Origin of the sequence: Paenibacillus konkukensis, from assembly GCF_023523925.1 — a bacterium.
GTDB lineage: Bacteria > Bacillota > Bacilli > Paenibacillales > NBRC-103111 > Paenibacillus_S > Paenibacillus_S doosanensis.
The window spans coordinates 4693207-4717443 of record NZ_CP027059.1; the positions used below are offsets into that span (position 1 = coordinate 4693207).

General features: G+C 55.9%; 16 protein-coding genes and 1 pseudogene. 8 read left to right on the top strand and 9 right to left on the bottom strand.

All coding sequences use genetic code 11. The annotated features are described in order from the left end of the window. Window positions 1-143: 143 nt before the first annotated feature. Complete coding sequence (locus SK3146_RS20355; protein WP_249860537.1) at window positions 144-545, bottom strand: hypothetical protein; 402 nt, start codon at window positions 543-545, stop codon at window positions 144-146. A 182-nt stretch (window positions 546-727) separates the two neighbouring features. Between SK3146_RS20355 and rluF the strand changes: the two genes are divergently transcribed. Further along, window positions 728-1429, top strand: coding sequence for a 23S rRNA pseudouridine(2604) synthase RluF (gene rluF, locus SK3146_RS20360; RefSeq protein WP_249860538.1), 702 nt, complete (start codon window positions 728-730; stop codon window positions 1427-1429). A gap of 454 nt (window positions 1430-1883) precedes the next feature. Further along, window positions 1884-3206 (top strand): hemolysin family protein, encoded by a 1323-nt coding sequence (locus SK3146_RS20365; protein ID WP_249860539.1) that lies wholly within the window; start codon window positions 1884-1886, stop codon window positions 3204-3206. A gap of 362 nt (window positions 3207-3568) precedes the next feature. Here the strand turns inward: SK3146_RS20365 and SK3146_RS20370 are convergent, their stop codons facing one another. After that, on the bottom strand, window positions 3569-4267 hold the full coding sequence (locus SK3146_RS20370) for a response regulator transcription factor (RefSeq protein ID WP_249860540.1): 699 nt from the start codon (window positions 4265-4267) through the stop codon (window positions 3569-3571). Window positions 4268-4491: 224 nt separating this feature from the next. Between SK3146_RS20370 and SK3146_RS20375 the strand changes: the two genes are divergently transcribed. Beyond that, a complete protein-coding gene (locus SK3146_RS20375; RefSeq protein WP_249860541.1) occupies window positions 4492-6474 on the top strand; it encodes a sensor histidine kinase in 1983 nt (660 codons plus the stop codon). A 5-nt stretch (window positions 6475-6479) separates the two neighbouring features. On the opposite strand, the gene SK3146_RS20380 is transcribed toward SK3146_RS20375, so the two are convergent. Then, window positions 6480-7352 carry an AraC family transcriptional regulator gene (locus tag SK3146_RS20380; protein WP_434006806.1) on the bottom strand — a complete coding sequence of 291 codons (873 nt, stop codon included), beginning with the start codon at window positions 7350-7352 and terminating at the stop codon, window positions 6480-6482. 305 nt (window positions 7353-7657) lie between these two features. Between SK3146_RS20380 and SK3146_RS20385 the strand changes: the two genes are divergently transcribed. The 4 genes from SK3146_RS20385 (at window position 7658) to SK3146_RS20400 (ending at window position 13879) form a co-directional block, all read left to right on the top strand. Then, window positions 7658-8827, top strand: a complete 1170-nt coding sequence (locus SK3146_RS20385; RefSeq protein ID WP_249860543.1) for a galactokinase — start codon at window positions 7658-7660, stop codon at window positions 8825-8827. Window positions 8828-8872: 45 nt separating this feature from the next. Next, window positions 8873-9859 (top strand): UDP-glucose 4-epimerase GalE, encoded by a 987-nt coding sequence (gene galE / locus SK3146_RS20390; protein ID WP_249860544.1) that lies wholly within the window; start codon window positions 8873-8875, stop codon window positions 9857-9859. 31 nt (window positions 9860-9890) lie between these two features. Next, window positions 9891-11486: a UDP-glucose--hexose-1-phosphate uridylyltransferase gene (locus tag SK3146_RS20395; protein WP_249860545.1), complete on the top strand. Its 1596-nt coding sequence runs from the start codon at window positions 9891-9893 to the stop codon at window positions 11484-11486. Between the two features lie 176 nt (window positions 11487-11662). Next, a complete protein-coding gene (locus SK3146_RS20400) occupies window positions 11663-13879 on the top strand; it encodes a methyl-accepting chemotaxis protein (protein ID WP_249860546.1) in 2217 nt (738 codons plus the stop codon). Between the two features lie 492 nt (window positions 13880-14371). On the opposite strand, the gene bluB is transcribed toward SK3146_RS20400, so the two are convergent. From bluB to SK3146_RS20415, 3 genes are all read right to left on the bottom strand, one after another. Then, a complete protein-coding gene (gene bluB / locus SK3146_RS20405; RefSeq protein ID WP_249860547.1) occupies window positions 14372-15064 on the bottom strand; it encodes a 5,6-dimethylbenzimidazole synthase in 693 nt (230 codons plus the stop codon). A 105-nt stretch (window positions 15065-15169) separates the two neighbouring features. Next, window positions 15170-17269 (bottom strand): ATP-binding protein, encoded by a 2100-nt coding sequence (locus SK3146_RS20410; protein WP_249860548.1) that lies wholly within the window; start codon window positions 17267-17269, stop codon window positions 15170-15172. A gap of 51 nt (window positions 17270-17320) precedes the next feature. Then, complete coding sequence (locus SK3146_RS20415) at window positions 17321-18082, bottom strand: CHASE3 domain-containing protein (RefSeq protein ID WP_249860549.1); 762 nt, start codon at window positions 18080-18082, stop codon at window positions 17321-17323. Window positions 18083-18348: 266 nt separating this feature from the next. On the opposite strand from SK3146_RS20415, the gene SK3146_RS20420 reads away from it, so the two are divergent. Further along, window positions 18349-19536 (top strand): EAL domain-containing protein, encoded by a 1188-nt coding sequence (locus SK3146_RS20420; RefSeq protein ID WP_249860550.1) that lies wholly within the window; start codon window positions 18349-18351, stop codon window positions 19534-19536. A 20-nt stretch (window positions 19537-19556) separates the two neighbouring features. Here SK3146_RS20420 and SK3146_RS20425 read toward each other — a convergent pair. The 3 genes and pseudogenes from SK3146_RS20425 to SK3146_RS20435 form a co-directional block, all read right to left on the bottom strand. Next, window positions 19557-22021 (bottom strand): annotated as a pseudogene (locus SK3146_RS20425) (DEAD/DEAH box helicase); the annotation flags it as partial. Continuing rightward, window positions 21952-22584 carry a hypothetical protein gene (locus SK3146_RS35305; RefSeq protein WP_249860551.1) on the bottom strand — a complete coding sequence of 211 codons (633 nt, stop codon included), beginning with the start codon at window positions 22582-22584 and terminating at the stop codon, window positions 21952-21954. The gene SK3146_RS35305 and the pseudogene SK3146_RS20425, both read right to left, overlap by 70 nt. Further along, a complete protein-coding gene (locus tag SK3146_RS20435; RefSeq protein WP_249860552.1) occupies window positions 22581-24179 on the bottom strand; it encodes an SWIM zinc finger family protein in 1599 nt (532 codons plus the stop codon). The genes SK3146_RS35305 and SK3146_RS20435 overlap by 4 nt, the downstream gene beginning before the upstream one ends. Window positions 24180-24237: the final 58 nt, after the last annotated feature.

The following is a 24237-nucleotide window of genomic DNA, read 5'->3' on the forward strand; positions in this document are numbered from 1 at the left end:
TTTTCCGAGGTTCTGCGGAGATGCCGGTGCCGGACGTCCAAATTGCAGGAGGAGAAAGGGGCGGTGGAGCGAGAGAACGGGAGCTGGCCCCGGCCATCGAGGGAGTACCTCCCGAAGAGCGGGCTTCTCCGCCGGCAGGCGTTTTATACGGAATGGACAGGATGCTTGTTGTGGCGCCGTTTGGCGGCTCGCAGCGCCGTAAAGGTCCAGACGGCTCCGCCCAGGTCAATCAAGCTCAGAGCGATGAAAATCGGCTTCAGCATGCCGAGCAGGACGAAGGTCGTCATAAAGACGATGATCGAGGCCCGCGTATATACGGTGAGGTAAAAGAAGCGGTACATTCCCGCCAGAGCGGAGGCGCAGTAATCGAACGCAAGGAACAGCAGGAACATGCCGATAACGCGAATCCATATTTCGCTTTCGGCCGTATATCCGAGCAGCGGAGCCAATAGGCCCGGCACGATCAGCAAAGTCAGGCTGAGCACGAACATATACAGGCTGAAATAAAATACGGTTTTCGCGGGATAAGACAGATGGGACAGCAAATGGAATACACCTCTTTTTCGATAGGATGCTTTTCGTAAACTGCGCTTTTTACATAGGACTATTTTACCAAACGAGGGATTTCGTGAAAATAGCCGATGAGCCTTCGGGTACCTTTTTGTTCCATTCCTCCCGGACATGATATAATGGTGGCAACCTTTTGATGAAGCGAGTGACCTGAAGGATGAGAATCAATAAATACATTAGTGAAACCGGCTTCTGCTCCCGGCGCGAAGTGGACAAATTGGTCGGAGCCGGACGCGTGACGATCAACGGTAAGCCCGCCGAGCTCGGCAGCCAGGTAGAGGAGGGCGACGACGTGCGCGTCGACGGCAGACCGATCAGCGATAAGAAGCGGGGAGTTTATATCGCGCTTAACAAGCCTGTCGGCATTACAAGCACGACCGAGCGCCACATCCGCGGAAACATCGTCGACTTCGTAGGCCATCAGGAGCGGATTTTTCCGATCGGCCGGTTGGATAAAGATTCCGAAGGGCTGATTTTACTTACTAACGACGGAGACATTGTCAATAAAATTCTTCGCGCCGAGAACCATCATGAGAAGGAGTATATCGTTACGGTGGACAAGCCGGTCACGCCGATGTTTTTGCAAGGCATGGCGGGCGGCGTCCGCATTCTGGGTACCGTGACCAAGCCCTGTCAAGTATTTAAACAGGAGGAGCGGGTGTTCCGCATTATTCTTACGCAGGGCTTAAACCGGCAAATCCGCAGAATGTGCAGCGCTTTCGGCTATGAGGTGAGAAAACTGAAGCGGGTGCGCATCATGAATATTCGGCTCGGAGGCTTGGCGTCGGGCCGCTGGCGCGACTTAACGGAAGGCGAACTGAACGACCTCTTCCGCAGCATCGATCATGAGCATAAATAATCCGGCGATCGGCTGCGTAGGGCAGGAAGGAACGGTCCCAACTTGGAGAGACTGCTCCTCCGCCCTGCGGGAGGTTTGCCGCGGCTCGTATTTCCATAATCAGTATCCTTTATTTATTCATTCCCATCTCTTGCGCGGCGGAGCCCGGTCATGTACAATGTCTGTCAATACTACACCGCGTATTCCTGGTCTCATTCATCCGAATTATCGGTATTGAAGGTGTTCTAGAGACGAAAACGATGCAAAACAGCTCAAAAATAATGAAAAATAGTTTGTATACCTATACTTTATCCTTCTTATCTTTAAATATAACGTCCTTTATCGGCAACTCGTTCCTTGGATGCCGTCATAAATTGCGATATAATAAATATAAGTGTTACTAAAGTATGATTATAAAAATCGGAATTTTTAAGGGAGGTGTACCTATCCGCCTCACCGAGGGGATAGGGAATTATTGAGTAGTGACCCGTTACCTTTATTGTGGAATCTTGTATTGATTGTTGTTTTAATCTTATTGAATGGCTTTTTTGTCGCAGTAGAATTTGCGATGGTTAAGGTTCGTAACAGCAGGATTGAAACATTGGTCAAGGACGGCAACACAGGTGCCAAGTTTGCGCAAAAAATTACGGGCAACTTGAATGCGTACCTGTCCGCGTGTCAATTGGGTATCACATTAGCGTCACTAGCTTTAGGTTGGGTGGGCGAGCCCACCGTATCAAGAATCATTGAGCCGGTGCTCAAGGATATGGGATTGAACGCTACGTTGATTCATACGATTTCGTTCATTATCTCATTTTCCGTTATTACGACGTTTCATATCACTTTGGGCGAGCAGTTCCCGAAAACGTATGCGATCCGCAAGCCGGAACAGATTACGATGATGGCTGCCGTACCTATGATCGTCTTTTACAAAGTGATGTTCCCTTTCAACTGGCTGCTGAATACGATCTCCAACTGGATGCTGAAAAAAGCCGGCATCGAAGTCGGGTCCGAGCATGACTCGGCTCATACGGAGGAAGAAATTCGCGTCCTGATGAAGGAGAGTCACAAAAACGGACTTATCGACAATACCGAGCTTACGCTGGTAGACAATATATTTGAATTTACCGAAACGAACGCCCGCGAGATCATGATTCCCCGGACCGATATGGGCTGCTTGTACGTCCAGTTGTCGTTCGAGGAAAATATGAAGATTGCGCTGGATGAGATGCGAACACGCTACCCGGTGTGCGATCCGGATAAAGATAACATTATCGGGTTTGTCCATATAAAAGATTTGTTGAAGGCTAACGCCAATAGCACGGACATTCGTAAAATCATCCGTCCCATTACCAAGGTGCCCGAATCGATGCCGATCAGCAATCTGCTGAAGCTGATGCAGAAGAAAAGAGCGCAGATCGCGCTGCTGATCGACGAATACGGCGGTACTTCGGGGATGGTGACGCTGGAGGATATTATCGAAGAAATCGTCGGCGAGATTCAGGACGAATTCGATACGGATGAACGTCCGGCTTTGGAGCAAAGAGACGAAAGAACGTTTTCTATCGACGGCCGGATGCTGATTGACGAAGTCAACGACCGGTTCGGTCTGGATATCGATTCGGAGGATTACGATACGATCGGCGGCTGGGTGTATTCCCACATCGAGATTCCGCCGAAGAGGGGCCAGAAGATCGCGTTCAACGATCAGTATGAATTTATCGTCGAAGAAACGGATGAATTGCGGGTTTCCCGGATTATCGTCAGAAAGACTGCCGTGGAAACGTTAACGGCATAAGCGAACGCGGCAAACCCAAAGAGCGGTGTCTTAACGGACATCGCTCTTATTTTTTATTGTTAAGGAAATGATGCGCAGCCATTTCCTGCGGATATCCGGGGGGCTCCCCCGAAAGGAATGTCTACCCATGGAACGATCCCAGAGGAATGGTTAGACGTCGATCCAGCTTAGGCTGGATGCGGACGGAATAAGCTTCAGAGCATCACGTCACTACCCTGGAAATTACTCTTGGTACCCCATTTCCATTGTCTGTGGTGCCGCGTCGGCGGCATGGATGGCTTTTGGGGGATTTGTTATGGCCGGCCGCTTCCGGCGTTCACGCCAACCGTAATGCAGCCAGTTATATAGGCCCAGTCTTATAGTTAGATACAGCTGTTGAATTTATAGCCGACTCCGCGCACCGTTTGCACGAATACGGGTTCGGTCGGGTTCGGCTCGATTTTTTTGCGCAAATTGCTTATATGTACGAGCAGGGTGCGGGTATCCCCGTTGCTGTCCACGCCCCATGCCATCTGATACAGCTGCTCGATCGGCACGACTTTGTTCGGCTTTTTGGCCATCAGCGCGAGCAGATCGAATTCTTTGGAGGAAAGCGGAGCGATGGAACCGTTCACCCAGACGTTGCGGCTGATCAGATCGATCTCAAGACCCGGGAACGAGAGCTGCTGCGATTCCTCCTTCTGCTGGTCGAGCAGCTGCTTGCGGCGCAAATGGGCCTTCACACGGGCTACAAGCTGGCTGGGGCTGAACGGCTTGGTTACGTAATCGTCCCCGCCGATGCTAAGGCCGAGAATGATGTCCATGTCTTCGCTTTTACAGCTGATGAACAGAATCGGAATATGATAGTTGCGGCGGATTTGTCTGCAAATTTCAATACCGTCCATGCCCGGAAGCAAAATGTCCAGGATGACCATGTCGGGTTTGTAACGTTCCATATAGTCCAGAGCGCTCGGCCCGTTGTCGGTACTTATGATTTCATAGCCTTCCTTGGCCAGGTACAGTCGAATAAGCTCGATAATCTCCGGCTCGTCGTCGACAATTAAAATTTTTTCCGCTGACATTGCTTCTCCCCATCTCCAATCGAAGTTCTATCAATCTAGTTTCCAAATGGCAAAAATTGCGTTACGATGAGAGAAAAAAGATAAGAAAGAATGTGGTATCCATTTCCAAAATCTATCTCTATTATATATGGATTCCAACTGTTTTAGCTATCCTTTTGTTGGGCGGTTGCAGCAGCGTTAACGACCAATCCAGGCGTACGGCCCCCGCCGCGGAGCACGGAGTGATGGATTTAAGGGAGTGGGATTTTAAAAAAGACGGCAACGTGTCGCTGAACGGAGAATGGGATTTTTACTGGAACCGATTGTTGGCTCCGGATGAAGCTGCGGATCAAGCGGCGGCCGGCCAATCGGCAGACTGGATCCGTCTTCCCGGCTCTTGGAACGGTCAAGCCGCAGACGGGCGGGAGCGAACCGGGAGAGGCTACGCCACCTTCCATCTGCGGGTGATGACGCAGCCTACGGGCAGCGTGCTCGCTATGGAGCTGCCGACGATCCGCACGGCCTACCGGCTCTGGATAAACGGCGATCCGGTGGCGGAGAGCGGGACCGTAGGCACGGATGCGGCCTCGTCCAAACCGGGCTATATGCCGCAGGTCGTTTATTTCAACACGAGCGGCACGATACAGGATATTGTCATTCAGGTATCCAATTTCGATCACCGGCTCGGCGGCATATGGAAAGATATGAAGATGGGAGAGGCTGCAGGGGTGGCATCTGACCATAGTCTGCATATGGGGCTCGATCTGATGCTGGTCGGCAGCCTGCTGCTGATGGGGATGTACCACCTCGGATTATTTCTGATTCGCTTCAAGGAGATCGGGGCGCTGTATTTTTCCATGTTTTGCGTAGTGATCGGGATTCGCGCGATGTTCGTCGGGGAAGGCGCCGTCTTCGAGCTGTTTCCCTCCATTCATTGGTTAACCGGCTTGCGAATCGAGTACTGGTGCTATTACATCGGCGTACCGCTGGCCGTGATGTTCTGCCGCACGTTATATCCCCGGGAATTTCCCCTCTGGTTCATTCGCGGCGTGCAGTGCGCCGGAGCGTTGTTTTCGCTGGCTGTGCTGGCGCTTCCTTCGTGGTTGTTTACCTATACGGCTCCGTTGTACCAGGCGATTACCGGCATCGTATGCGCCTATGTGATGGCGGGCATGGTCAGGGCGCTGCTGCAGAGGCGGGAAGGCTCCATGTTCGCGGTGCTCGGAGGCGGCGTATATTCCATTACGATTATGCTGGATATTTTATATTATAACCAATGGATTCATGTCGGAGATTTCGCTACGCTTGGGCTATTCTTCTTCATTTTTATGACGTCCTTTATTATTAGCCTGAAGTCGTTCAAAGCGTTTGCTTCCGTGGAGACATTATCCAGACAACTGCGGGAGCTGAATATGGGGCTGGAAAACCGGATCAAGGAACGGACGGCGGAGCTCGAACGTTCGAACCGGCGGCTGGAGAAGATGAACGAGGATCTCGGCCGTCTGGAGAATTCCAGACGCCATTTGCTGAGCAATATTTCTCATGATCTGGGTACGCCGATGACGCTGATTCAAGGCTATGTCGAGGCATTGATCGATCGTGTGGTTGTCGATCCCGACCAGCAGGAGAAATATTTGCGGCTCATTCTTGGCAGAATTACCGGCCTGAGCCGGCTGATCTCCGATCTGTTCCAACTGTCCAAGCTGGAGGCGCGGCAAATCGATTTCTCCATGCAGGAAATGACGGTAGAGGATGTCATCGGCTACTACAGCGACCGGTACGATCTGGAGGTTAACAACGCCGGACTGCGCTTCAGCGTGCAGGCGGCGGCCTTAGCTCAGGACGGGCGCGGCGCGGCGGGCACCGTATTTATCGATATCGACCGAATCGATCAGGTGCTGACGAATGTGATTTACAACGCGATTAAGCATACCCCCGTCGGCGGCTTCATTCAATTGCAGATTACCGTCGATACGCCGTCGCTGGTCATGCGCGTTCAGGATAACGGCAGCGGGATCGATCCGGAAGATTTGCCCTATATATTCGACCGTTTCTATAAAAAGGATAAATCCCGCAACTCCGCCGAAGGAGGCAGCGGTCTGGGGCTTGCCATCGCCAAGGAGATCGTGGAGTTCCACGGCGGGCGCATTTGGGCCGAAAGCCGGCTCGGGCAAGGAGCCTGCATCTGCTTTGCGCTGCCGCTGCAGCCGGCCCGCGTCTTGGGTTAAGGCTTTTAGCTCTCCAGCCGCTGCATCGCATGGCGGTAATCGGTCGGAGAGAGGCCGTAAATTCGTTTGAACTGCTTCGAGAAATAAAGCGGGTCATGAAAGCCGACCGAGGAGGCGATCTGCTCTACCGTCAGCTCCGGCCGCTCGCGCAGCAGCAGCCGGGCTTTGTCCGTACGCAGCCGCAGCAGGAACGTAACGGGCGTAAGCCCCGTATGCCGTTTGAAGAGTGTGGAGAGATAAGCCCGGTTATAGCCGAGAGCTTCGGCCATCAGCTCGATCGTGATCGGTTCCGCATACTGCGCGGACAAATAATGAATTGCCTGCTGCACGATATGCTCGCCGCTGCTCGTGAGCTGCGGCGAGCTGCGCTGTCCGGGCTGGAGCGCTTCGGCGTATTCGGCGAGCAGCAGGTGAAGGTAGCCGTTCGCCTTCAAGTTCGCATGAATCATGCGCGATTGGAACACGGTCTGGACGTGATGGTACAGCACGCCGACGGACCGCTTGCGGCCGGTATGGACGACCGGCTGCTGGGAGGAAAGCCCGATCTGCTGCAGCATTGCGGCCGCCATGGGCCCTTCGAAGGCGATCCAGCGGTAGAACCACGGCTCCTCTTCGTCCGCCTGGTAGCTGATCAGCTTCCCGGGCTCGATCAGGAAGCTGTCCCCGGGCCCGAGCGCATATGTCGTACCTTGGCATGTATAAGTGCCTCGGCCGGATTGAACGTGATGCAGCAAAAAATAATCGACGACCTTGGGCCCGGGCTTATGCCCGGGCTTTGTCTGGCTGCTGCCTGTGAACAGGACGGTCAGCTCGTCGTCCGCTGCGGGCTGAGGGTTCGATACGACGTAGTAGCTGTCGCTTTTTTTTGAATTGGACATGGATGACATCTCCTCCCATTAGTCGATGGGCTAAAGGCTTGCCGGTTGCTTATACTAAGGCTTGGTTGGTATCGATTGGTTCCGGTTTGTTCAGAAGAGGCCGTAAGCGGCGTTCAGAGCTCGGTTGTTGTCCGGATAGATTCAGTATATCATGAGAGAGGGGTATTCATTACCTGCCGATCTAACATTTTTCCATGCGATGCTGACATCGTTCCATAGTGGGATTGAAGTCCGGGCAGTATACTGAAAGCAAGAATAACAGCTGCGAGTTTAACAGCGACCAATTTATAACAGGTGGTGTACCTATGGCAGAGCTACAAGCGTTGAAAGAGCAATTCGTGAAGCTGTACGGCAGTGAAGGAGTCGGAGAAATTCATACTTTTCACGCGCCGGGACGCGTCAACCTGATCGGCGAGCATACGGACTATAACGGAGGCTATGTGTTTCCGGCGGCGCTGACGTTCGGAACGACGATGCTGATCCGGCGGCGCGCCGACGATCAGGTTGGCTTCGCCTCGACCAACTTTCCGCTTCACAAACATATTTCCATTAACAATATTGCCTTCGATCCGGCGGACGACTGGATCAATTATCCGAAAGGCATCATTAGCCAGCTGCAGCTTGGCGGCGTAAATGTCGGAGGATACGATATTTTGTACAGCGGCGCGATCCCGAACGGCTCGGGTCTGTCCTCTTCGGCCTCCATCGAGGTCGTCACGGCGTTCGGCTTGCTTACCATGGAAGGGCAGCCTGCGGACAAGGTGCAGATCGCCCTGCTTTCGCAGAAGGCCGAAAACGAATTTATGGGCGTCCAATGCGGCATTATGGACCAATTCGCGGTGGCGATGGGCAAGAAGGATCATGCGATTCTGCTGATGTGCGACACGCTCGAATATAAGCATGTTCCGTTCCGCAGCGGCGCTTACAATCTGGTGATCGGCAATACGAACAAGAAGCGGGGGCTTGTCGACTCCGCCTATAACGAGAGAAGAGCGCAGTGCGAGCAAGCGGTGCGCGATCTGCGGGCGCAATTCCCCGAGCTTACGCTGCTCGGCCAGCTGACGCTGGAGCAATTCAACGAGTATCAGCATTTGATCAAGGACGAGACGGTGCGCAAGCGTGCCCGCCATGTCGTGGAGGAAATCGACCGCGTGCTGCAATCGATGAAAGTGCTGGAGCAGGGAAATCTGGAGTCGTTCGGCAAGCTGATGATCGGTTCGCACGATTCGTTGCGAGATTTGTACGAAGTGACCTGCCTGGAGCTGGACGTTATGGTCGAGGAAGCGCTGAAGGTACCGGGCGTGCTCGGCTCGCGCATGACCGGAGCGGGCTTCGGCGGATGTACCGTATCGCTGGTTCACGAAGACAGCGTGACGACGTTCATTGATCAGGTCGGAAGAGTATATAAGGAAAAAACGGGGCTGACCGCCGATTTCTACGTCTGCGATATCGGCAATGGCGTAGAGGAGCTATAAATTACGTAAAGCTATTATCGCTGGATCAGGAGAGGAGAGGTTCATATGGCAATTTTGGTTACTGGCGGGGCGGGTTATATCGGTTCGCATACCGTGGCCGAGCTGTTGGCAAGAAACGAAGAGGTGGTCGTCGTCGACAATCTGCAGCAAGGGCATCGTGAGGCGGTGCTCGGCGGCAAGCTGTACGTCGGCGATTTGCGCGATGCCGATTTCATGGATACCTTGTTCAAGGAAAACGAGATTGAAGCAGTGATCCATTTTGCGGCCAACTCGCTGGTCGGCGAGAGTATGCAAAATCCGGGGAAATATTATCATAACAATGTGTACGGTACGTTATGTTTGCTGGAGAAGATGAACGAGTACGGCGTGAAGAAAATCGTTTTCTCTTCCACGGCCGCAACCTACGGCGAACCGGAACAGGTGCCGATTGTGGAGAGCGACCGCACGCTGCCGACGAACGCATACGGCGAAACGAAGCTGGCGATGGAAAAAATGATGCGCTGGTTCGACACCGCCCATGGCATCAAATATGTGTCGCTGCGCTATTTCAATGCCGCGGGCGCCCATGAAAGCGGGCGGATCGGGGAAGATCATTCGCCGGAGACGCACTTGATTCCGATTATTTTGCAGGTTGCATTGGGCCAAAGAGAGCACATCTCGATTTTCGGCGAAGATTACGCGACGCCGGACGGCACCTGCATCCGCGATTACATTCATGTTACCGATCTGGCCGACGCCCATATTCTCGCGGTCGAGAAGCTGCGTAAGGGCGGCGACAGCAGTATCTACAATCTGGGCAACGGCAAGGGCTTCTCCGTGAAAGAAGTGGTCGAGATCGCCCGTCAGGTGACCGGGCACCCGATTCCAGCGGTCGTTCAAGAGCGCCGCGCCGGCGACCCGGCCGTGCTGATCGCATCCTCAGCCCGGACTCAGGCGGAGCTTGGCTGGAAGCCGCAGCGGGACAGTCTGGAACATATTATTAATTCGGCATGGACTTGGCACAAAAATCATCCGAACGGATATGCGAAGTAAACCGGCTTATGGGGAAAAGGAGGACATAGCTATGAAGGAAGCTACCGGGAGCCATCCGGCGTCGGATACAGCCAAAGAAGCCGCACGGCTGGCTGTGGAGCAGCTGCTGGCATTCGGCGTTCGGCGCAAGCTGCTGGAGCCGCTCGATTGCTTCGCTGCGCGCAACGCTTTGCTGGAACTGCTGCAGCTTGACGAGCCCTACGCGGGCGGCGAGGTTAAGGAGACGGACGCGGACAGTCCGGCAGAGCTGCTGGAGCTGCTGCTGGATTATGCGGCGGCGGCCGGCATTCTGGAGGACGACAACACGACGCTCCGGGATTTGCTGGACGCCCAAATGATGGGCTGTCTGATGCCGCGGCCGTCCGAGGTGGCCTCCCGCTTTTGGAGCACGGCGAAGCGGGACAGCGTGGAGCGGGCGACGGGCGAGTTTTACCGGATGTGCATCGATTCCAACTATATTCGGATGGACCGGATCGCCAAAAACCAGTATTGGCTCGCCTCGACCGAATACGGCGATTTGGAGATTACCGTCAATTTGTCGAAGCCGGAGAAAGACCCTAAGGAAATTGCGCTGCTTAAATCAGCGCCGCAAAGCCATTATCCGAAATGCTTGCTGTGTATCGAGAACATGGGCTATGCGGGGAGACTGAACCATCCGGCCAGGCAGAATCTGCGGGTTATTCCGTTGGAACTGGACGGCGAGCCGTGGTATTTTCAGTATTCTCCTTATGTGTATTACAACGAGCACAGCATTATTTTCGACCGCGAACACCGCCCGATGAAGACATCCCGGCAAACGTTCTACCGTCTGCTTGATTTCATCGATCAGTTTCCGCATTATTTTATCGGCTCGAACGCCGATCTTCCGATTGTCGGCGGATCGATTCTGAATCACGATCATTTCCAGGGGGGACGCCACTGCTTCCCGATGGAAAAAGCGCCCGTTGAGGGCAGCCTGACCCATCCCGGCTTCCCGAATGTGAAGCTCGGGATTGTCAAGTGGCCGATGTCGGTCATCCGTATGTCGGGACATAATAAGCTGCAGCTGCTCAAGCTGGCGGAGACGATTCTGACCGCTTGGCAGGCGTACAGCGATCCCGAGCATGATATTTATGCTTATACGGAGCAGGACGGGGCCAAAGTGCCGCATAATACGATTACGCCGATTGCGCGCAGCAATGCGTCGGGCGAGTACGAGCTGGATCTTGTGCTCCGCAATAACAGGACGAGCGACGAGCATCCCGACGGCATTTTTCACCCGCATCGGAACCTGCATCATATTAAGAAAGAAAACATCGGCTTGATCGAAGTTATGGGGCTGGCTGTTCTGCCGGGCCGTCTGAAAGACGAGATGGAGCTTTTAGCCCAAGTGCTGACAGGTTCCCTCCCCTTGGACGGGGCAATAACTTCGAATCCGGAGCATCCGCTGCACAAGCACTTGAGCTGGATTGACGAGCTGATCGCCGCGCACGGCAATCGGCTTGCACCTGAAGCGGCCCAATCCTTGCTGCAAACCGCGATAGGGGAGAAATTCTCCGATGTATTACGGGATGCGGGGGTTTATAAACGTACGGAAAAAGGACGCGAAGGTTTCCTGACATTTATACGAACGTTCGGTTTTCAATAAGATTGACGCGTTATTTGCCGACCTATCCTCAGCGGGATGGGTCTTTTTTTCTGCAATTTAAGATTATATGATAAATTTAATGCGATAAATAGGAAATTTATCTCACATCAAAACGGAGTTTGTGTTATAGTATTTTACATATCTGTAACATGTGCAACGGGACGGGGGAGAGATATATGTTTGATTGGTTAGGGTTCAGAAAGGGGCTTCCTCTCTGGTGGTCTTACCGGCTAAATCGCGGCATAAAAGAGGATGTCGAAGATATATTCGAGGGGATTGCCAACGCCCGGATGGAGCTGCTCAGAGGCTGGGCAAATGAGTATTGGTCCCATCTCGACCGGCTGTTTACCCAGATGGCGGCCGAAGGAATATGGAGCGCCGGCGGCTTGCAAGAGAGCGGAATCGAGATGGCAGGCAAGCTGTTTGCGGCCGTTCGGAACCGGGCTGCGGATTTCTCGGAGCTGTTCTTGCTGGATGAACAATCCAACGTCATATTTTCCTCCTATCCGCGTCATATAGGAACAAGTTATAAGGAGAGCGGACTGCTGTCGAAAGGTCTGGAATATGCAAAAGTCGGGAGAAAATGTTTGTTCGGCCCCTACGCCGATCCGCTAACGCTGGAAATAGGGCCGACGACCTCGGCTTTTCACGATAAAATGACGCTGCTCTACATCGTGCCGCTCATCTCCGAAGGGCAGTGGAAGGGTGCGCTCTGCGGCAGAGTGCCGAACGACGTGATCGGCGATTTGATTCAGCGCGAATCCGGGCATGTGTACCCCGATTCCGGGGATAATTATATTTTCATGGCGCGGGCGGGGCTGAACGCCCATATTGCTCCGGGAACGGCGCTGTCGCGCAGCCGGTTCGAAGACCGTACGTTTACGCACGGGGAAAATTTGAAGGACGGCGTCGCCACCGATTGGGGCGTCGTTGCCGTGAAGGAGCATACGGAGCTGGAGCTCGTATTCACCGATCCTGCGACAGGCATGCTGCATCCCGGCGTCGCAGATACGATTGCGAATGGCAGCAATCTGTTCGTCGCGTTCCCCGGTTACTCCGACTATCGCCACATTCCCGTGATCGGGAAGGGCGTAACGTTCCAGCTCCCGCATTGTCCGGACGTATGGGGCATGATGTGCGAGGGCGATCTCGAGGAGGTGTACCGCGTCCGCGGCATCGGCTGGAAGCTGACCAAGCTGCAGCTGCCGTTGATCGCAATATTCGCCGTATTGTCGGGCGTATTGATTTATTTGGCGGCGGGCAAGCCGCTTCTCTCCCCGGCTGCGCTGGCCTGCGGGTTCGGAGCGCTTCAGCTGCTGTGCGGCCTGATCGTCGCCTGGACGGTTCATAAGCGGGGTACGCAGAAAATCGTCGGCAGTCTGCATGCGATCAACCGGTTTATCCGCATCAATGCCGAAGGCAAAGGCGACCTCACCCAGCGGCTCGATGTGACGCGGTTCGACAAGGACGAGACGCGCGAGCTGGCCAAATGGATCAATAATATGATCGATTCGCTGGAAGGGATCATGCTGCAGGTGAAGCAGGCGGCTTCGGACGTGCTGGACAACCAGCGGCGGCTGAGCGTTTCTACGGACAGCACCGCCGGCTCCACGGAGCGGATGAGCGGCAAGATTCACGATATGATCCGCAGCATCCGCAGTCAGCTGAAGGATATCGACGTCGCCAAGGACGCGGTCGAAGACATGCAGACGAAGCTGCGTATGATGGAAGACCGAGCGTCCGAGCAAATTGCCGTCGCTCAATCGGAGGTTGAGCGCATCGGCGGGAAAATGCAGCAAATTTCCGTCAAGGTTGCCGAAACGAACCGGACGATTTTGACGTTTATGGAGACGACGCAGCAGATCAAGAACGTTTTGCAGGTGATCGAAGAAATTTCGAATCAGACGAATCTGCTGTCCTTGAACGCATCGATTGAAGCGGCGCGGGTAGGAGAGCATGGCAAAGGCTTCGCCGTTGTAGCCGGTGAAATTCGCAAGCTGGCCGATATAACCCGCAAATCGACGGAGGAAATTCACGGCACGGTGCAGCAGATTTACCAAAATGCCCAAGAGGCGTTCTCTTCGATGGAGGAGGGAACTCAGGTCGTCCAGGAAGGTACGCAGCTGGCCGCCGCGGCATCGGGGATTTTGAATGCGGCCGCCGTTGACTCGCAAAAAACGCAGGTGGTCGATGAAGTTGTCGGTTTGATGGAGAAGATCGCTGCGGTCAGTATGGAAAACCGCAAAATATCGACCGAGGTGGAAGGCAAGGTGCAGGAGCTTCTGTTGGATACCGTCAATGCCCGTCATACGTCACAGCATGTTGAAGCGATCAGCGGTTTTTTGCAGCAGCTTGTGAACCAATTCCGGCTTCGGGAGGCGCGGAGAAGATAATCGCCGCAGAGCGGATGCGGGATACGGCAAGCGGAAGTCCTCGGCATAGGCGCGCCGGTATGGCGCGGCTGTATGCAGCCCCAGCCCGCATCGGAGACCGGCACGCAAAGAAGACGCCCCCAAACCGCCCGATCAACGGCGGAGGCGTCTTTGCTGCTTGTTTAGGAAATGATGCGCAGCCATATCCTGTGGAAATCCGGGGGCACCCCCGAAAGGAATGTCTACCCATAGAACGATCCCAGAGGAAGGGGTAGACGCCGATCCAGCTTAGGCTGGATGCGGACGGAATAGGCTTCAGAGCATCACGTCACTTTTTGGGGATTTGTTCCGTTTCGTCACGGCGCACAGCATGGTCTGTGGGATGAACCGGCCGCTTGCTTGCTTTCACCGTTTGTAGCCGCCCGAGCGTCAGCTGAATCGTCGGCCGAGGGCGGCCCGCTCAGCGCCGTTCCGCTGCAGCCGGAGCAGCGGCAGGACGGCGGGGCTGCCCGGTCAAGCCTGCCGCCCCCATTGTTCGGCGTAGATCAGGGGCTCCAGCTGCCGTCTCTTTTCCCAATTCGACGATTCCAGAATCGGTATGTCCGGATAGTGGTCGGTGTAGCCGACGGAGAGCAGCGCAATCGGATCGATGTGCGGCGGTATGCCCAGAATGTCGCGGACATCGTTTTTCTTATAAAAGCTGACCCAGCCCATGGCAAGTCCCTCTGCGCAGGCGGCCAGCCACATGTTTTGAATGGCGCAGGCCGTTGACATCATATCCGTCTCTGGAATGGAATTGCGCCCGAGCACATGTGAGCCGCCCCGGGTCGGGTCGCAGGTGACGCAAACGGTCAGCGGCGCTTGTTCGATTCCCTCGATCTTCAAGGACATGAACCGGGTCTCGCGCTCTCCCTCATAGTGAATGGCGAGCGCCCGTCTTTCTTTGTCGGCCGCCCAAGCCAGCCGTTTCTTCACGTCCGCCGATTGCACAAGGATAAAATTCCAGGGCTGCATGAAGCCTACGGACGGGGCGTGATGAGCGGCGTCCAGCAGCTTCAGGATCGTATCCGGAGCGACGGGATCGGGCCGGAATGTGCGTATGTCTCTGCGGGTGTAGATGGCTTTGTAGACGGCTTCTTTTTCCTCTTGGCTGAAATGCGGCATAGGAAGCACCCCTTTCTTGCAGCTATACAAGTACCATATCATATGCAGCCGCTCCCGCAAAAGGGGAAGGCGCTTACAATGTATGGTACGCCTTTTATGCAAAAAACCGCCGGAACATGCTCCGGCGGTTAACGATAGCAGGCCGTTCTATTGCGGATCGGACTGAGCCTTGCGTTTGAGTTCGATTCGGATCGTATCCTGGCCGCGGGTGATTTCATTGACCTCCATGCCTTTCCTTTTCAAGGAAGAGGTGATCAAGGCTTCGTCCTGCTTCGGAAACACGTAGGACGGATAGCTGTCCGTATGATACAGCAGCTGCTCGGCAACCTGAAGCAGCTTCTCCATGGAGAACGGCTTCCGCAAAAATTTCTCGATGTCCTTCTCATGGTAGTTCAGAGGAGGCTCAAGCGCGGTGGAGACGATGACCGGGGTCCGGAACGTCACCGGATGGTCGTACAGCGCGGCCATGAAATCCCAGCCGCTCTTCGTCCCCTCCAGCAGGATATCGACGATGCACAACCGGGGAGGATGCGTCCGTATATGCCGCAGCGCTACGATGCCTTCCTCTGCCGAACGCAAATGTACGGTCGGGATGTCCAGCTTGCCGAGAGCGACTTGGATAAGCTTGGCCAAGTTCTCGTCGTCTTCCAGTACGATGATGCTGCCGTCCGCATGAGGCACCGTGTAGCTGTCCAGCTCGACGGAGAAGGTCGTGCCTTCGCCCATGACCGAGTCGAAGGAAATGGCCCCTTGATGCGCGTCGACAATTTCCTTGACGATGGCCAGCCCCAGACCGGTGCCGCCGATCTGCCGCCTGTCCGAATTGTCGACCCGATAAAACTTGGAGAACAGCTTGCCTCGGGACTCTTCGGGAATACCGAGGCCGTAGTCGGTCACGAGCAGCTTGATACGCTCATTCTCCTGCCGGACGGCGATATCTACGCGATCGGCCTGCGGAGAATATTTGATCGCGTTGCTGAGCAGATTGTGGACGATCTGCTTGAGGCGGTCGCTGTCGGCGCGAACCCAAACTTCCGCATCGGGAGCGTCGACGAGGATCGCGTGGCTGTGCTTTTCCTTCCATTGGTCCGCCACATCCCGGACTACTCCGGCCAAATCGACCGGGGTAAAGTGATAAACCTGCTTCCCGGATTCCATCCGCTGCAGATCGAGAAAGTCGTTGATCAGCGTGGACAGGCGGTGGGCTTCTTTGTAGATCGTCTCCAAATACCGCTGCTGCTTGTCGGCAGTCAGCTTGCGGTGCAGCAAAATCTCGATAAAGCCGAGTACGCTGGCCAGCGGGGTGCGCAGCTCGTGGGAGACGATGCTGATGAATTCGTTCTTCATCTCGTCAACCTTCTCTTCTTCCGTACGGTCTCGGAATACGAAGAGGTAGCCTTGCTCCTGCCGGTTTTTCTTATCGCCCACCAGGGTGGCGTACAGCTCGATATAGCGGTGCTCCTCCCCGCCGGTCAAGACGAACCGTTCGGTCAGCTTGTCCAGAGAGCCTTCGAGAAGTCCTTCAATAGCTGTTCGCACAGGAGAGAAGGAAGGGGTGTGCGATTCGATGTCTTTGCTTAATTGCACCCAGTTTTCTCCGATGCGGCGGTTCAGGGCGAAATAGCTTTCCATGCGATGATTGGCGAACATCAGCGTGCCGTAGGCGTCGCACATCATCATGCCCTCGTGCGTCGATTCCAGTATGTTTTCGATCAAATCGCGCTGCTCCTCAATAAGCAGCTTCTCTTGGAGCAGCTGCTCATTCAGCTGCTCCAATCTTGCCGCCTGGCGGCTGCGCTCCTCGTTCATCAGCTGGGCGAGGAAGGCGAGTCCGAATTGGCGGACCAATCCTTTGCCGGCGCGCAGGGTCTGCTCGCTGTGGGAGGACAAGTACCCGGTCAGCAGCAAAAAGCCGATCACTTCCTGATGATCGTCGAACAAAGGATGGTACTGGTCGAGCGCATAAGTCATCGATTGGTGGACGCCGGCTTCCTCGGCGGACAGCTCCCTGCGCAGATCGATCTGCGTCCGTTCGCGGAATACGCGAAGCGCGGGGCCGAACAGCTCCTGCTCGATCCGGGAAGGGAGCTCTTTGGGATAGCCTACGGCATATAAAATATCGTACGCCGGTTCGCCGCGGCCCGAGTCAGGCGCCGGTCGGCCGGGAGACTTCACGACCAGCAGGGCGGCGTCCATCTGCAGCAGCTGGAGCAGGTCCGGTATCGACGAGTCGAGAAATTGGCCCATATTCAGCGCCCCGGTCAGCTTCTCCTGGTACGTGCTGATCGTCTCCAGCTCCTACTCCCGTTGGGACAGCTTCTCCAGCGTCTGCTCCTGCTCTTCCTGCTGGGCAATGATCTCTTCATTTTGCGCTTCCAGGCTTTCCGCCATGTAGCGATACGTTTCTTCGCTTCTGCGCAAAGCGGTTTCCGCCCGATCGGCCCGCTTGAAGACAAACGCACAGCAAATGCCGATAATGATCGCGATAGCTCCGCCGCCGGCGATGATGATCCGCGTATAGTGGCCCGTTTTCTGCGCATGGCTGTAGACATCGGTGCCGATCGAGTCGATCTCGGTGCGCAGCTTCACATGAAGCTGGCGGAAGCGGTCCATCAGCTGTCTGCCGCTATTCACCCGGCTCAGCACCTCATCGGTCTTGCCCCCGCGGACTAAGGCGATCTGGGATTCGTAATAATCCTGGAGCTTATGAATTTGCGGGACGATATCTCCCTCCATCAAGCTTTTTAGGGAGGGGTAGTGACTTTCGTATCGGGCTATCGCTTCCAGGTCCTGGACGAGCTGCGCTTTACCTTGGTTGTAGGGCTCCAAATATTTCTCTTCATGTGTGACCTCAAAGCCTCGAACCCCGGTCTCCTGATTGATCATGTCGCCCAATATATTTTCCGCGACGGAGGAAAGAGGGATCGTTTCCTTCACGAAGCTGTCCAGCTCGGCTTCCATATTCGTGGATGCGACAAAGCTGGAAATGCTGATGCAGGCGAGCAGGAAGATAATGAGGATGACATAAAGCAAGGACACGTTGGATCGGGTAACGTTCATACAACACCGCCTAAATGATTTGAAAAAGCATGTCTTGCGTCTTTCCGCCGGTTGGGCGGCGCAAGGCCGTTGCCGGATGATGACGATGTAACGTATTCGACAAAGCTTCGACAAAATCCTTTCGTTTCCAATGCGTTGTGGGCAGCTCGCCTGCTGCGGCTTGATACATAATGAATTGCCAGTCGGACGATTATCACTTACAATAAGGAATATGTTAGAAAATATATCACAAAACTGACGTGTGGGCTTGTAGGAGGGCAAACATCATGTTAAGCGGGTATCGGATGCCGCAGGATGAACAGTTGGTTCCTTATTTTCAACCGATCCTATCGCTGCAAACCCAAAAAATTACGGCTTACGAAGCATTGGGGAGGATGGTAGATGAAGGGGGCGTGCGGAGCCTAGGCCCGTTTTTCCAAAACGATGTCATTACGGATGAACAGCATCTTCATGTCGACCGCATTTTGCGGGAAAAGGCGATTGCCCGGATGGCCCGGGCCGGTTCAGGTGCCATGTTGTTTCTGAACTTGAAGCCTTCCTGGATCTACAGGATGTATAAGGCGACGGGCGAACTGCCGACGCTGCAGTTTATCGAGAAGCACGGTCTGGACCCGTCCCGGGTCGTCATCGAGGTAACCGAAGAGGAATTTCACGGCCGATTGGACGAGCTGTCGTCCGTCGTCGACGTCTACCGCCGTCATGGCTGTCTGGTCGCTATAGACGACATCGGAAGCGGGTACAGCAACTATGACAGAATCGCTTCCATTCAGCCGAATATTTTGAAAATCGATTTGAAGCTGCTCAAAAAAAGCGCTATGCATGACGGCTACAAGGCGCTGCTCAATTCGTTTTCCATTTTATCGTCCCAGATGGGTTCTTCATTATTGATCGAGGGCGTGGAGACGAAGCGGGATTTGTACCATTCGCTGAGGGCGGGGGCGAGGTACGTGCAAGGTTTCCTGTTCTCCGAAGCGGGCCCTTGCCTGCAGCAAGAGGACGCGTACGAAAGCTTGTTGAAGGAGGAGCTTCGGAGATATACGGAACAGGAAATTGCCCGTTACCGGGAGCTGTTCTCTGTGCAGAACGGCCTGAGCGGGTTGGTCAGGCCGGATGCGCAGATCGCCTCGGCGGAAGAGGCGGATGCGATGATCGAGAGCTTGCTGCCGGGCATCGAACTGAATGTCGTACGAATTTATATTTGCCGCGATGACGGATGTCAGGTTTCCTCCAACTATGTCCGCGATGCGATCGGGGAATGGGAGAAGGATGCCCGCTATCGGGGCTCCAATTGGATATGGCGTCCTTATTTCATCCCGAACATGCTGCGTATGAGCCATCAGAGGCAAGGCATGCTGTCGCAGGAATATACCGATCTGGACACCTCCAGGCCGATGCAGACGTACTCGTGCCCGATCGGAGACACCCATTATTTGTTTCTCGATCTGCAGGCCTAGCCTGCTGCCGGAGTATGCCGCTACATCTCGACCCAGTCGTTGCGCAGGGCAAACAGCTCTTTCAAATCGTCGGTAGACAGTTCGGTGATCCACTGCTCGCCGTTGCCGACGATTTGTTGGCTTAAGCCCTGCTTCTTCTCGATCATTTCATCGATTCGCTCTTCCAGCGTTCCAAGAGTCACGAACTTGTGAACCTGCACGTGGCGCGTCTGTCCGATCCGGAACGCGCGGTCCGTGGCCTGGTTCTCAACGGCCGGATTCCACCACCGGTCGAAGTGAAAGACGTGATTGGCCGCCGTCAAATTCAGCCCCGTCCCGCCGGCTTTGAGCGACAGCAGGAATATAGCCGGCTGCTGCTCCGCAGGCTGCGCATCGTCCTGGAACTCGGCGATCATGCGATCCCGCGCCGCCTTCGGAGTGCCTCCGTGAAGGAATAGCACGCGGGAGGCGAGCTCCTGTTCCAGAATGCGCTGCAGCATGTGGCCGGTCTCCACGAATTGGGTGAAGATCAGGCATTTATCGCCTTCCTGCCGCAGCTCCTGCACCATCTCCAGCAGCCGCTCGACTTTGTTGGAACGCTGCTGCCACGGAGCTCCCGCCGGCTCCTTGAGCATCAAGGACGGGTGGTTGCATATTTGCTTAAGCTTCGTCAGCGCGGCCAGAATTAATCCCCGCCGTTCCATCGGGCTCAGGCTGTCCAGCCTGTCGAACATCTCTTTGATGTAATTTTCGTACAGCGTTCCCTGTTCGGCCGTGAGCGAAACAAAGGTTTTGTATTCGTATTTATCCGGAAGGTCGAGCTGAATGGCCGGGTCTTTCTTGACTCGCCGCAGCAGAAACGGGCGAATAAGCCGCTGCACTTTGGAGACGAGTTCCGGATCGTTCGAGCGCTCGATGGCCCCGACGTAACGATGCGTAAACTCGCGCAGCGTTCCGAGGTAACCCGGGTTCAGAAAATCGAAGATCGACCACAGCTCGGTCAGCCGATTCTCGATCGGCGTGCCGGTCATCGCGATCCGGTGCCGGCTCTTCAAGCTGCGTATCGAGGTCGCCTGCTTGGTATAAGCGTTTTTAATATTTTGCGCTTCGTCCAGGCAAATGGAGCTCCATTCGAGCTGAGTCAGCTCCGTTTCGTCCAGATGGGAAAGCGTATAGGTGGTCAGCACCAGATCATAGCCTTCGCAGCGCGACTTGAACGCTTCGCCTTTGGCCCGGCCCGGTCCGTAATGAAGATGGACGTTGAGCTCGGGGGCGAACCGCTGGAGCTCCTTTTGCCAGTTGCCGAGAACGGAGGTCGGGCAGATGAGCAGCGACGGCGCCGTTTCGGCTCCGGCTTCGGAAGCCCCGCCGGCGCGCTGAAGCTCCCGCAGATGAAGCAGATAGGTAATCATCTGAATCGTTTTGCCGAGGCCCATATCGTCGGCCAAACAGCCCCCAGGCCGCAGCGGCGCAGGAACAGCAGCCAGGAGATGCCCTCGACCTGATAAGGCCGCAGGGTGCCTCTGAAGGATGCGGGCGGCTCCACCAGCGGCGGGCGCTTGGCGTGATTGAGCAGGTCTACCATCTCCTGCAGCTGTTCGTTCAGCTCGACTTCCATCTGCAGCGAGCGCTGGAAGCCGAACTCTTCCTCGCCTTCGGAGGAGCCGAGCAGATGCAGCTCCAGCACGTCGCGCAGCGAGAGGCCCTGCTTCTTCTGCACCTGCTTCATGACCTGCTGCAGCTGCAGCAGGTGGGCGGGGTCGAGCTGAACCCATTGGCCGCGGATTTGCACCAGCTTGCGGTTTTCCTCCAGCAGAGCGCGGAATTCCTCTTCCGTCAGCTCGATATCTCCGAGCGCGATTTTCCAATCGAACTGCATCAGCTGCTCCAGCCCGAACATCGATTGCGGTCCGGAGCCGACGGACGATTTGATCTTCGCCTTCAGCCGCGGCCGCCAGCGGCGGATGCGCTCCCACCAGGCGGGCAGGAAGACCGCATAGCCCGCCTCCATCAGGCGCAGGCTGCCGTCGGTCAGCAGCTGCCAAGCCTCGTCCTGCGTCAGCTCGCGGCGCAGCGTGCCGGGCTCTTCCGCTTGCTCGAGCCAAGGCAGGATGCGCCGCCACTTGGCGAGGTCGCGAGCCGCGCGGGCGAGCTCGGGCTGCCAAGCCTCCGGCAGCCCGCTGAGCGGCTCCGCCGCGGCCTGGCCGCCGCCGGGCCCGCCCGGGGCAGCGGTCGCGTCTGCCGCTGCGGTCGCAGGCGCCGCTGGGCTGCCGGCATCGGCCGGCCCGGCCTCTGCGCTGCCCGCGGCGCGGGCAGCCAGCGCGCGGGCAGCCAGCGCGCTGGCGTCGACCTCGCGCAGGACCGCCTTGTCGGCGCGGTCCTGGAGCACGACGCGCAGCGGCCAGCCGTCGCCGCTGCCGCCATGGGGCGGCTCGCTCAGCTGCAGGCACGTCCGAAACGGCGTGCTGTCCGTCTGCCAGCCGATCGATACGAGCCAGTCCTCCTCGTCCATCCACAGATCGGCAGGCAGCTTACCGCGCTGCAGCAGCGGATACGTCGCCTCCAACTGGCGGATGCTCTGCCGCAGCAGGCTGTCCTCCTCGCCCCATTCGGGATAAGGCGGTCCATCCACTGGCGGGCCAGCTCGGATATGCCGTTCTCGGTCACGGGTTCCGGCAGCTGCAGCTTCCAGCCGAGCTCGCCGGCCTTCCACTTGGCGAAGTCGGGCATGCAGCGGCCCTGGACGAGCGCATCCTTCACGTGCGGCGCAAGGCTCATCAGCTCTCGCAGCTCGCCGCTCCACTCCAGCTTCGTGTGAGAGACGGCGGCGGGGCTGCAGAAGTAATCCAGCGCCTCCAGAGCGGATAGCTGAAGCCCTTCGACGTTCATCGACTCGGCCACTTCGATGAACGTTCCGTAGAACGAAGGCTCATGCCATGCGAACAGCAGGCTCTTCAAGTCATGGGCGTCGCAGATGCCGCCGTTGTAGCGCGAACCCCACAGGAAAAAGCAGCCGGGAGCGATCCACCGGGCGTGAACGTTTATCGCAGTCGTTGAGGTATCGATCATGGAATCCACTTCCCTTTCCGCAGCTCTTCTTGCAGCGCCCTGAGCCTGGCGTACCGGGTCGCAAGACGGTAGATGTATTCCTCCCACGTATTCTCCCTGTCCAGCTTTTTATAGTAGGCGTGCAGCTTCTTAAGCAGCTTGATGGCCATCTTGTACGCATTGCGGTTTTTCTCCGCGATGCAGCGCTCTACCGCCTGATGGTATAGCGGCAGCAGCAGGGAGGGGTTATGCTCCTCCACCGTCTTCAGATCGAGCGTATATAAATCGATCGGCGAGACCCGATTGGCAATCTGCAGGTCGACCCACGATTTGAACCGGCCTGCCTTCAGCAAATAGGAGGTGTAAAAATAATACGTGCGCGGCAGCAGAGCGATCATCACGTCGACCCATTCGCCATCGTCCGGCTGACGGCTGACCGCTTCCATCCAGTACGTGCAAAACGTTCGCAGCTCCTCCTGCTGCGCCCGCTGCATTACAGGCAGCATCCAGCGCAGCCATGCGAGCATCCGGTCCCACTGCTGCCGCTCGTAGCAGCGGTGCAAATAGAGGAACGAGTCGCGCGCTTCCCGTTTGCTCAGTTCTTCCAGCATCGCGCGCGCCTTGTCGTCATGGCCGTCCATAACGTCAAAATGCGCCAACGCCACCAGCAGCGCATCGCGCCGACGCGGCAGCAGGGAAGTTTTCGAGAGCAGGAGCCGCAGCCGCTTTTTCTCCTTGTCTATCCGTTCCGGGTAGTCTGCAAGCAGAGACCAGATGCTGCGGTAAGCCATCAGCCAGTCGAGCGGAGATTCCTTGCCGCTTAGCGCGATGTCGCCGAGCATGGTCAAGGTCTCATCCAATGCGCCCGCATGACGCTTCGCGAGCTGCCCCATGTCCGCCCCCGGAAGCTGCTTCGCGAGCTGCTCCATACACTGCTTAGCCGTCGTCTTACAGCCCGTTTCAATGTAATAGGACATGTAGGAGGTTTTGGTTTCCGAATAAAACTGCTCGATTTTGCGCATGGCGAACAGCAGCACATGCAGGTCGTAGAGCCCGCGCAAGGTTTGATCCCAGGACGCCGCCAAGGGCAGGAGCGATTCTTGGGAGGTGCTGTAGAACAGCTCGATCGAATGCTGCTGCGACAAGGAATAGCCGTAAAATTGCTGATCGAAGAAACGCTGCCAGACGGAAGGAGGCTGGCTTGGTTTGGGGGCTTCCAGCCTCTCCGCTTTTTTCTCCGGTTTCGAGGCGCCCGTACGGGATTGCTGCTGGCGGTTTTTTACCATGATCGTCTGTTTCAAGTGCTGTAAGAGCAGTTCCGGGCGAGCGAAGGACGCATATAATGTGAACAAGGTAGCGGCCATATGCTTGCAGCAGCCTTCGTGAGAGCAGCCGCATTCGCTCTTCTCGAAACGGTCCATGTCCAGAACAACCTCGTACGATCGGGAACCGCCGACGAGCGAGTGAATCTCCACGCCGTGCAGCAGTTCGATATTCGATACGCGGCCTTTGTGGTAATATTCCCACCCTTGCTCCAGGACGGCCAGCTCGAAATCATGCTGCATCCGTTCGATCAAATAGTTCATTCGGTTTTTCGGGATTTGCAGCTTCAGCATAGGAAACGTTCCGCCTCCGAACTTTTTGTGTATCCTTACAGTGTAACAGATTTTGGGT

Bases quoted from the DNA above. Each gene is read 5' to 3' on its own strand.
- rluF (WP_249860538.1), top strand. From the start codon at position 728: ATGAGAATCAATAAATACATTAGTGAAACCGGCTTCTGCTCCCGGCGC.
- SK3146_RS20370 (WP_249860540.1), bottom strand. From the start codon at position 4,267: ATGTCAGCGGAAAAAATTTTAATTGTCGACGACGAGCCGGAGATTATC.
- SK3146_RS20375 (WP_249860541.1), top strand. From the start codon at position 4,492: ATGGATTTAAGGGAGTGGGATTTTAAAAAAGACGGCAACGTGTCGCTG.
- SK3146_RS20380 (WP_434006806.1), bottom strand. From the start codon at position 7,352: ATGTCCAATTCAAAAAAAAGCGACAGCTACTACGTCGTATCGAACCCT.
- SK3146_RS20385 (WP_249860543.1), top strand. From the start codon at position 7,658: ATGGCAGAGCTACAAGCGTTGAAAGAGCAATTCGTGAAGCTGTACGGC.
- galE (WP_249860544.1), top strand. From the start codon at position 8,873: ATGGCAATTTTGGTTACTGGCGGGGCGGGTTATATCGGTTCGCATACC.
- SK3146_RS20395 (WP_249860545.1), top strand. From the start codon at position 9,891: ATGAAGGAAGCTACCGGGAGCCATCCGGCGTCGGATACAGCCAAAGAA.
- SK3146_RS20400 (WP_249860546.1), top strand. From the start codon at position 11,663: ATGTTTGATTGGTTAGGGTTCAGAAAGGGGCTTCCTCTCTGGTGGTCT.
- bluB (WP_249860547.1), bottom strand. From the start codon at position 15,064: ATGATATGGTACTTGTATAGCTGCAAGAAAGGGGTGCTTCCTATGCCG.
- SK3146_RS20410 (WP_249860548.1), bottom strand. From the start codon at position 17,269: ATGGGCCAATTTCTCGACTCGTCGATACCGGACCTGCTCCAGCTGCTG.
- SK3146_RS20415 (WP_249860549.1), bottom strand. From the start codon at position 18,082: ATGAACGTTACCCGATCCAACGTGTCCTTGCTTTATGTCATCCTCATT.
- SK3146_RS20420 (WP_249860550.1), top strand. From the start codon at position 18,349: ATGTTAAGCGGGTATCGGATGCCGCAGGATGAACAGTTGGTTCCTTAT.
- SK3146_RS35305 (WP_249860551.1), bottom strand. From the start codon at position 22,584: ATGATCGATACCTCAACGACTGCGATAAACGTTCACGCCCGGTGGATC.
- SK3146_RS20435 (WP_249860552.1), bottom strand. From the start codon at position 24,179: ATGCTGAAGCTGCAAATCCCGAAAAACCGAATGAACTATTTGATCGAA.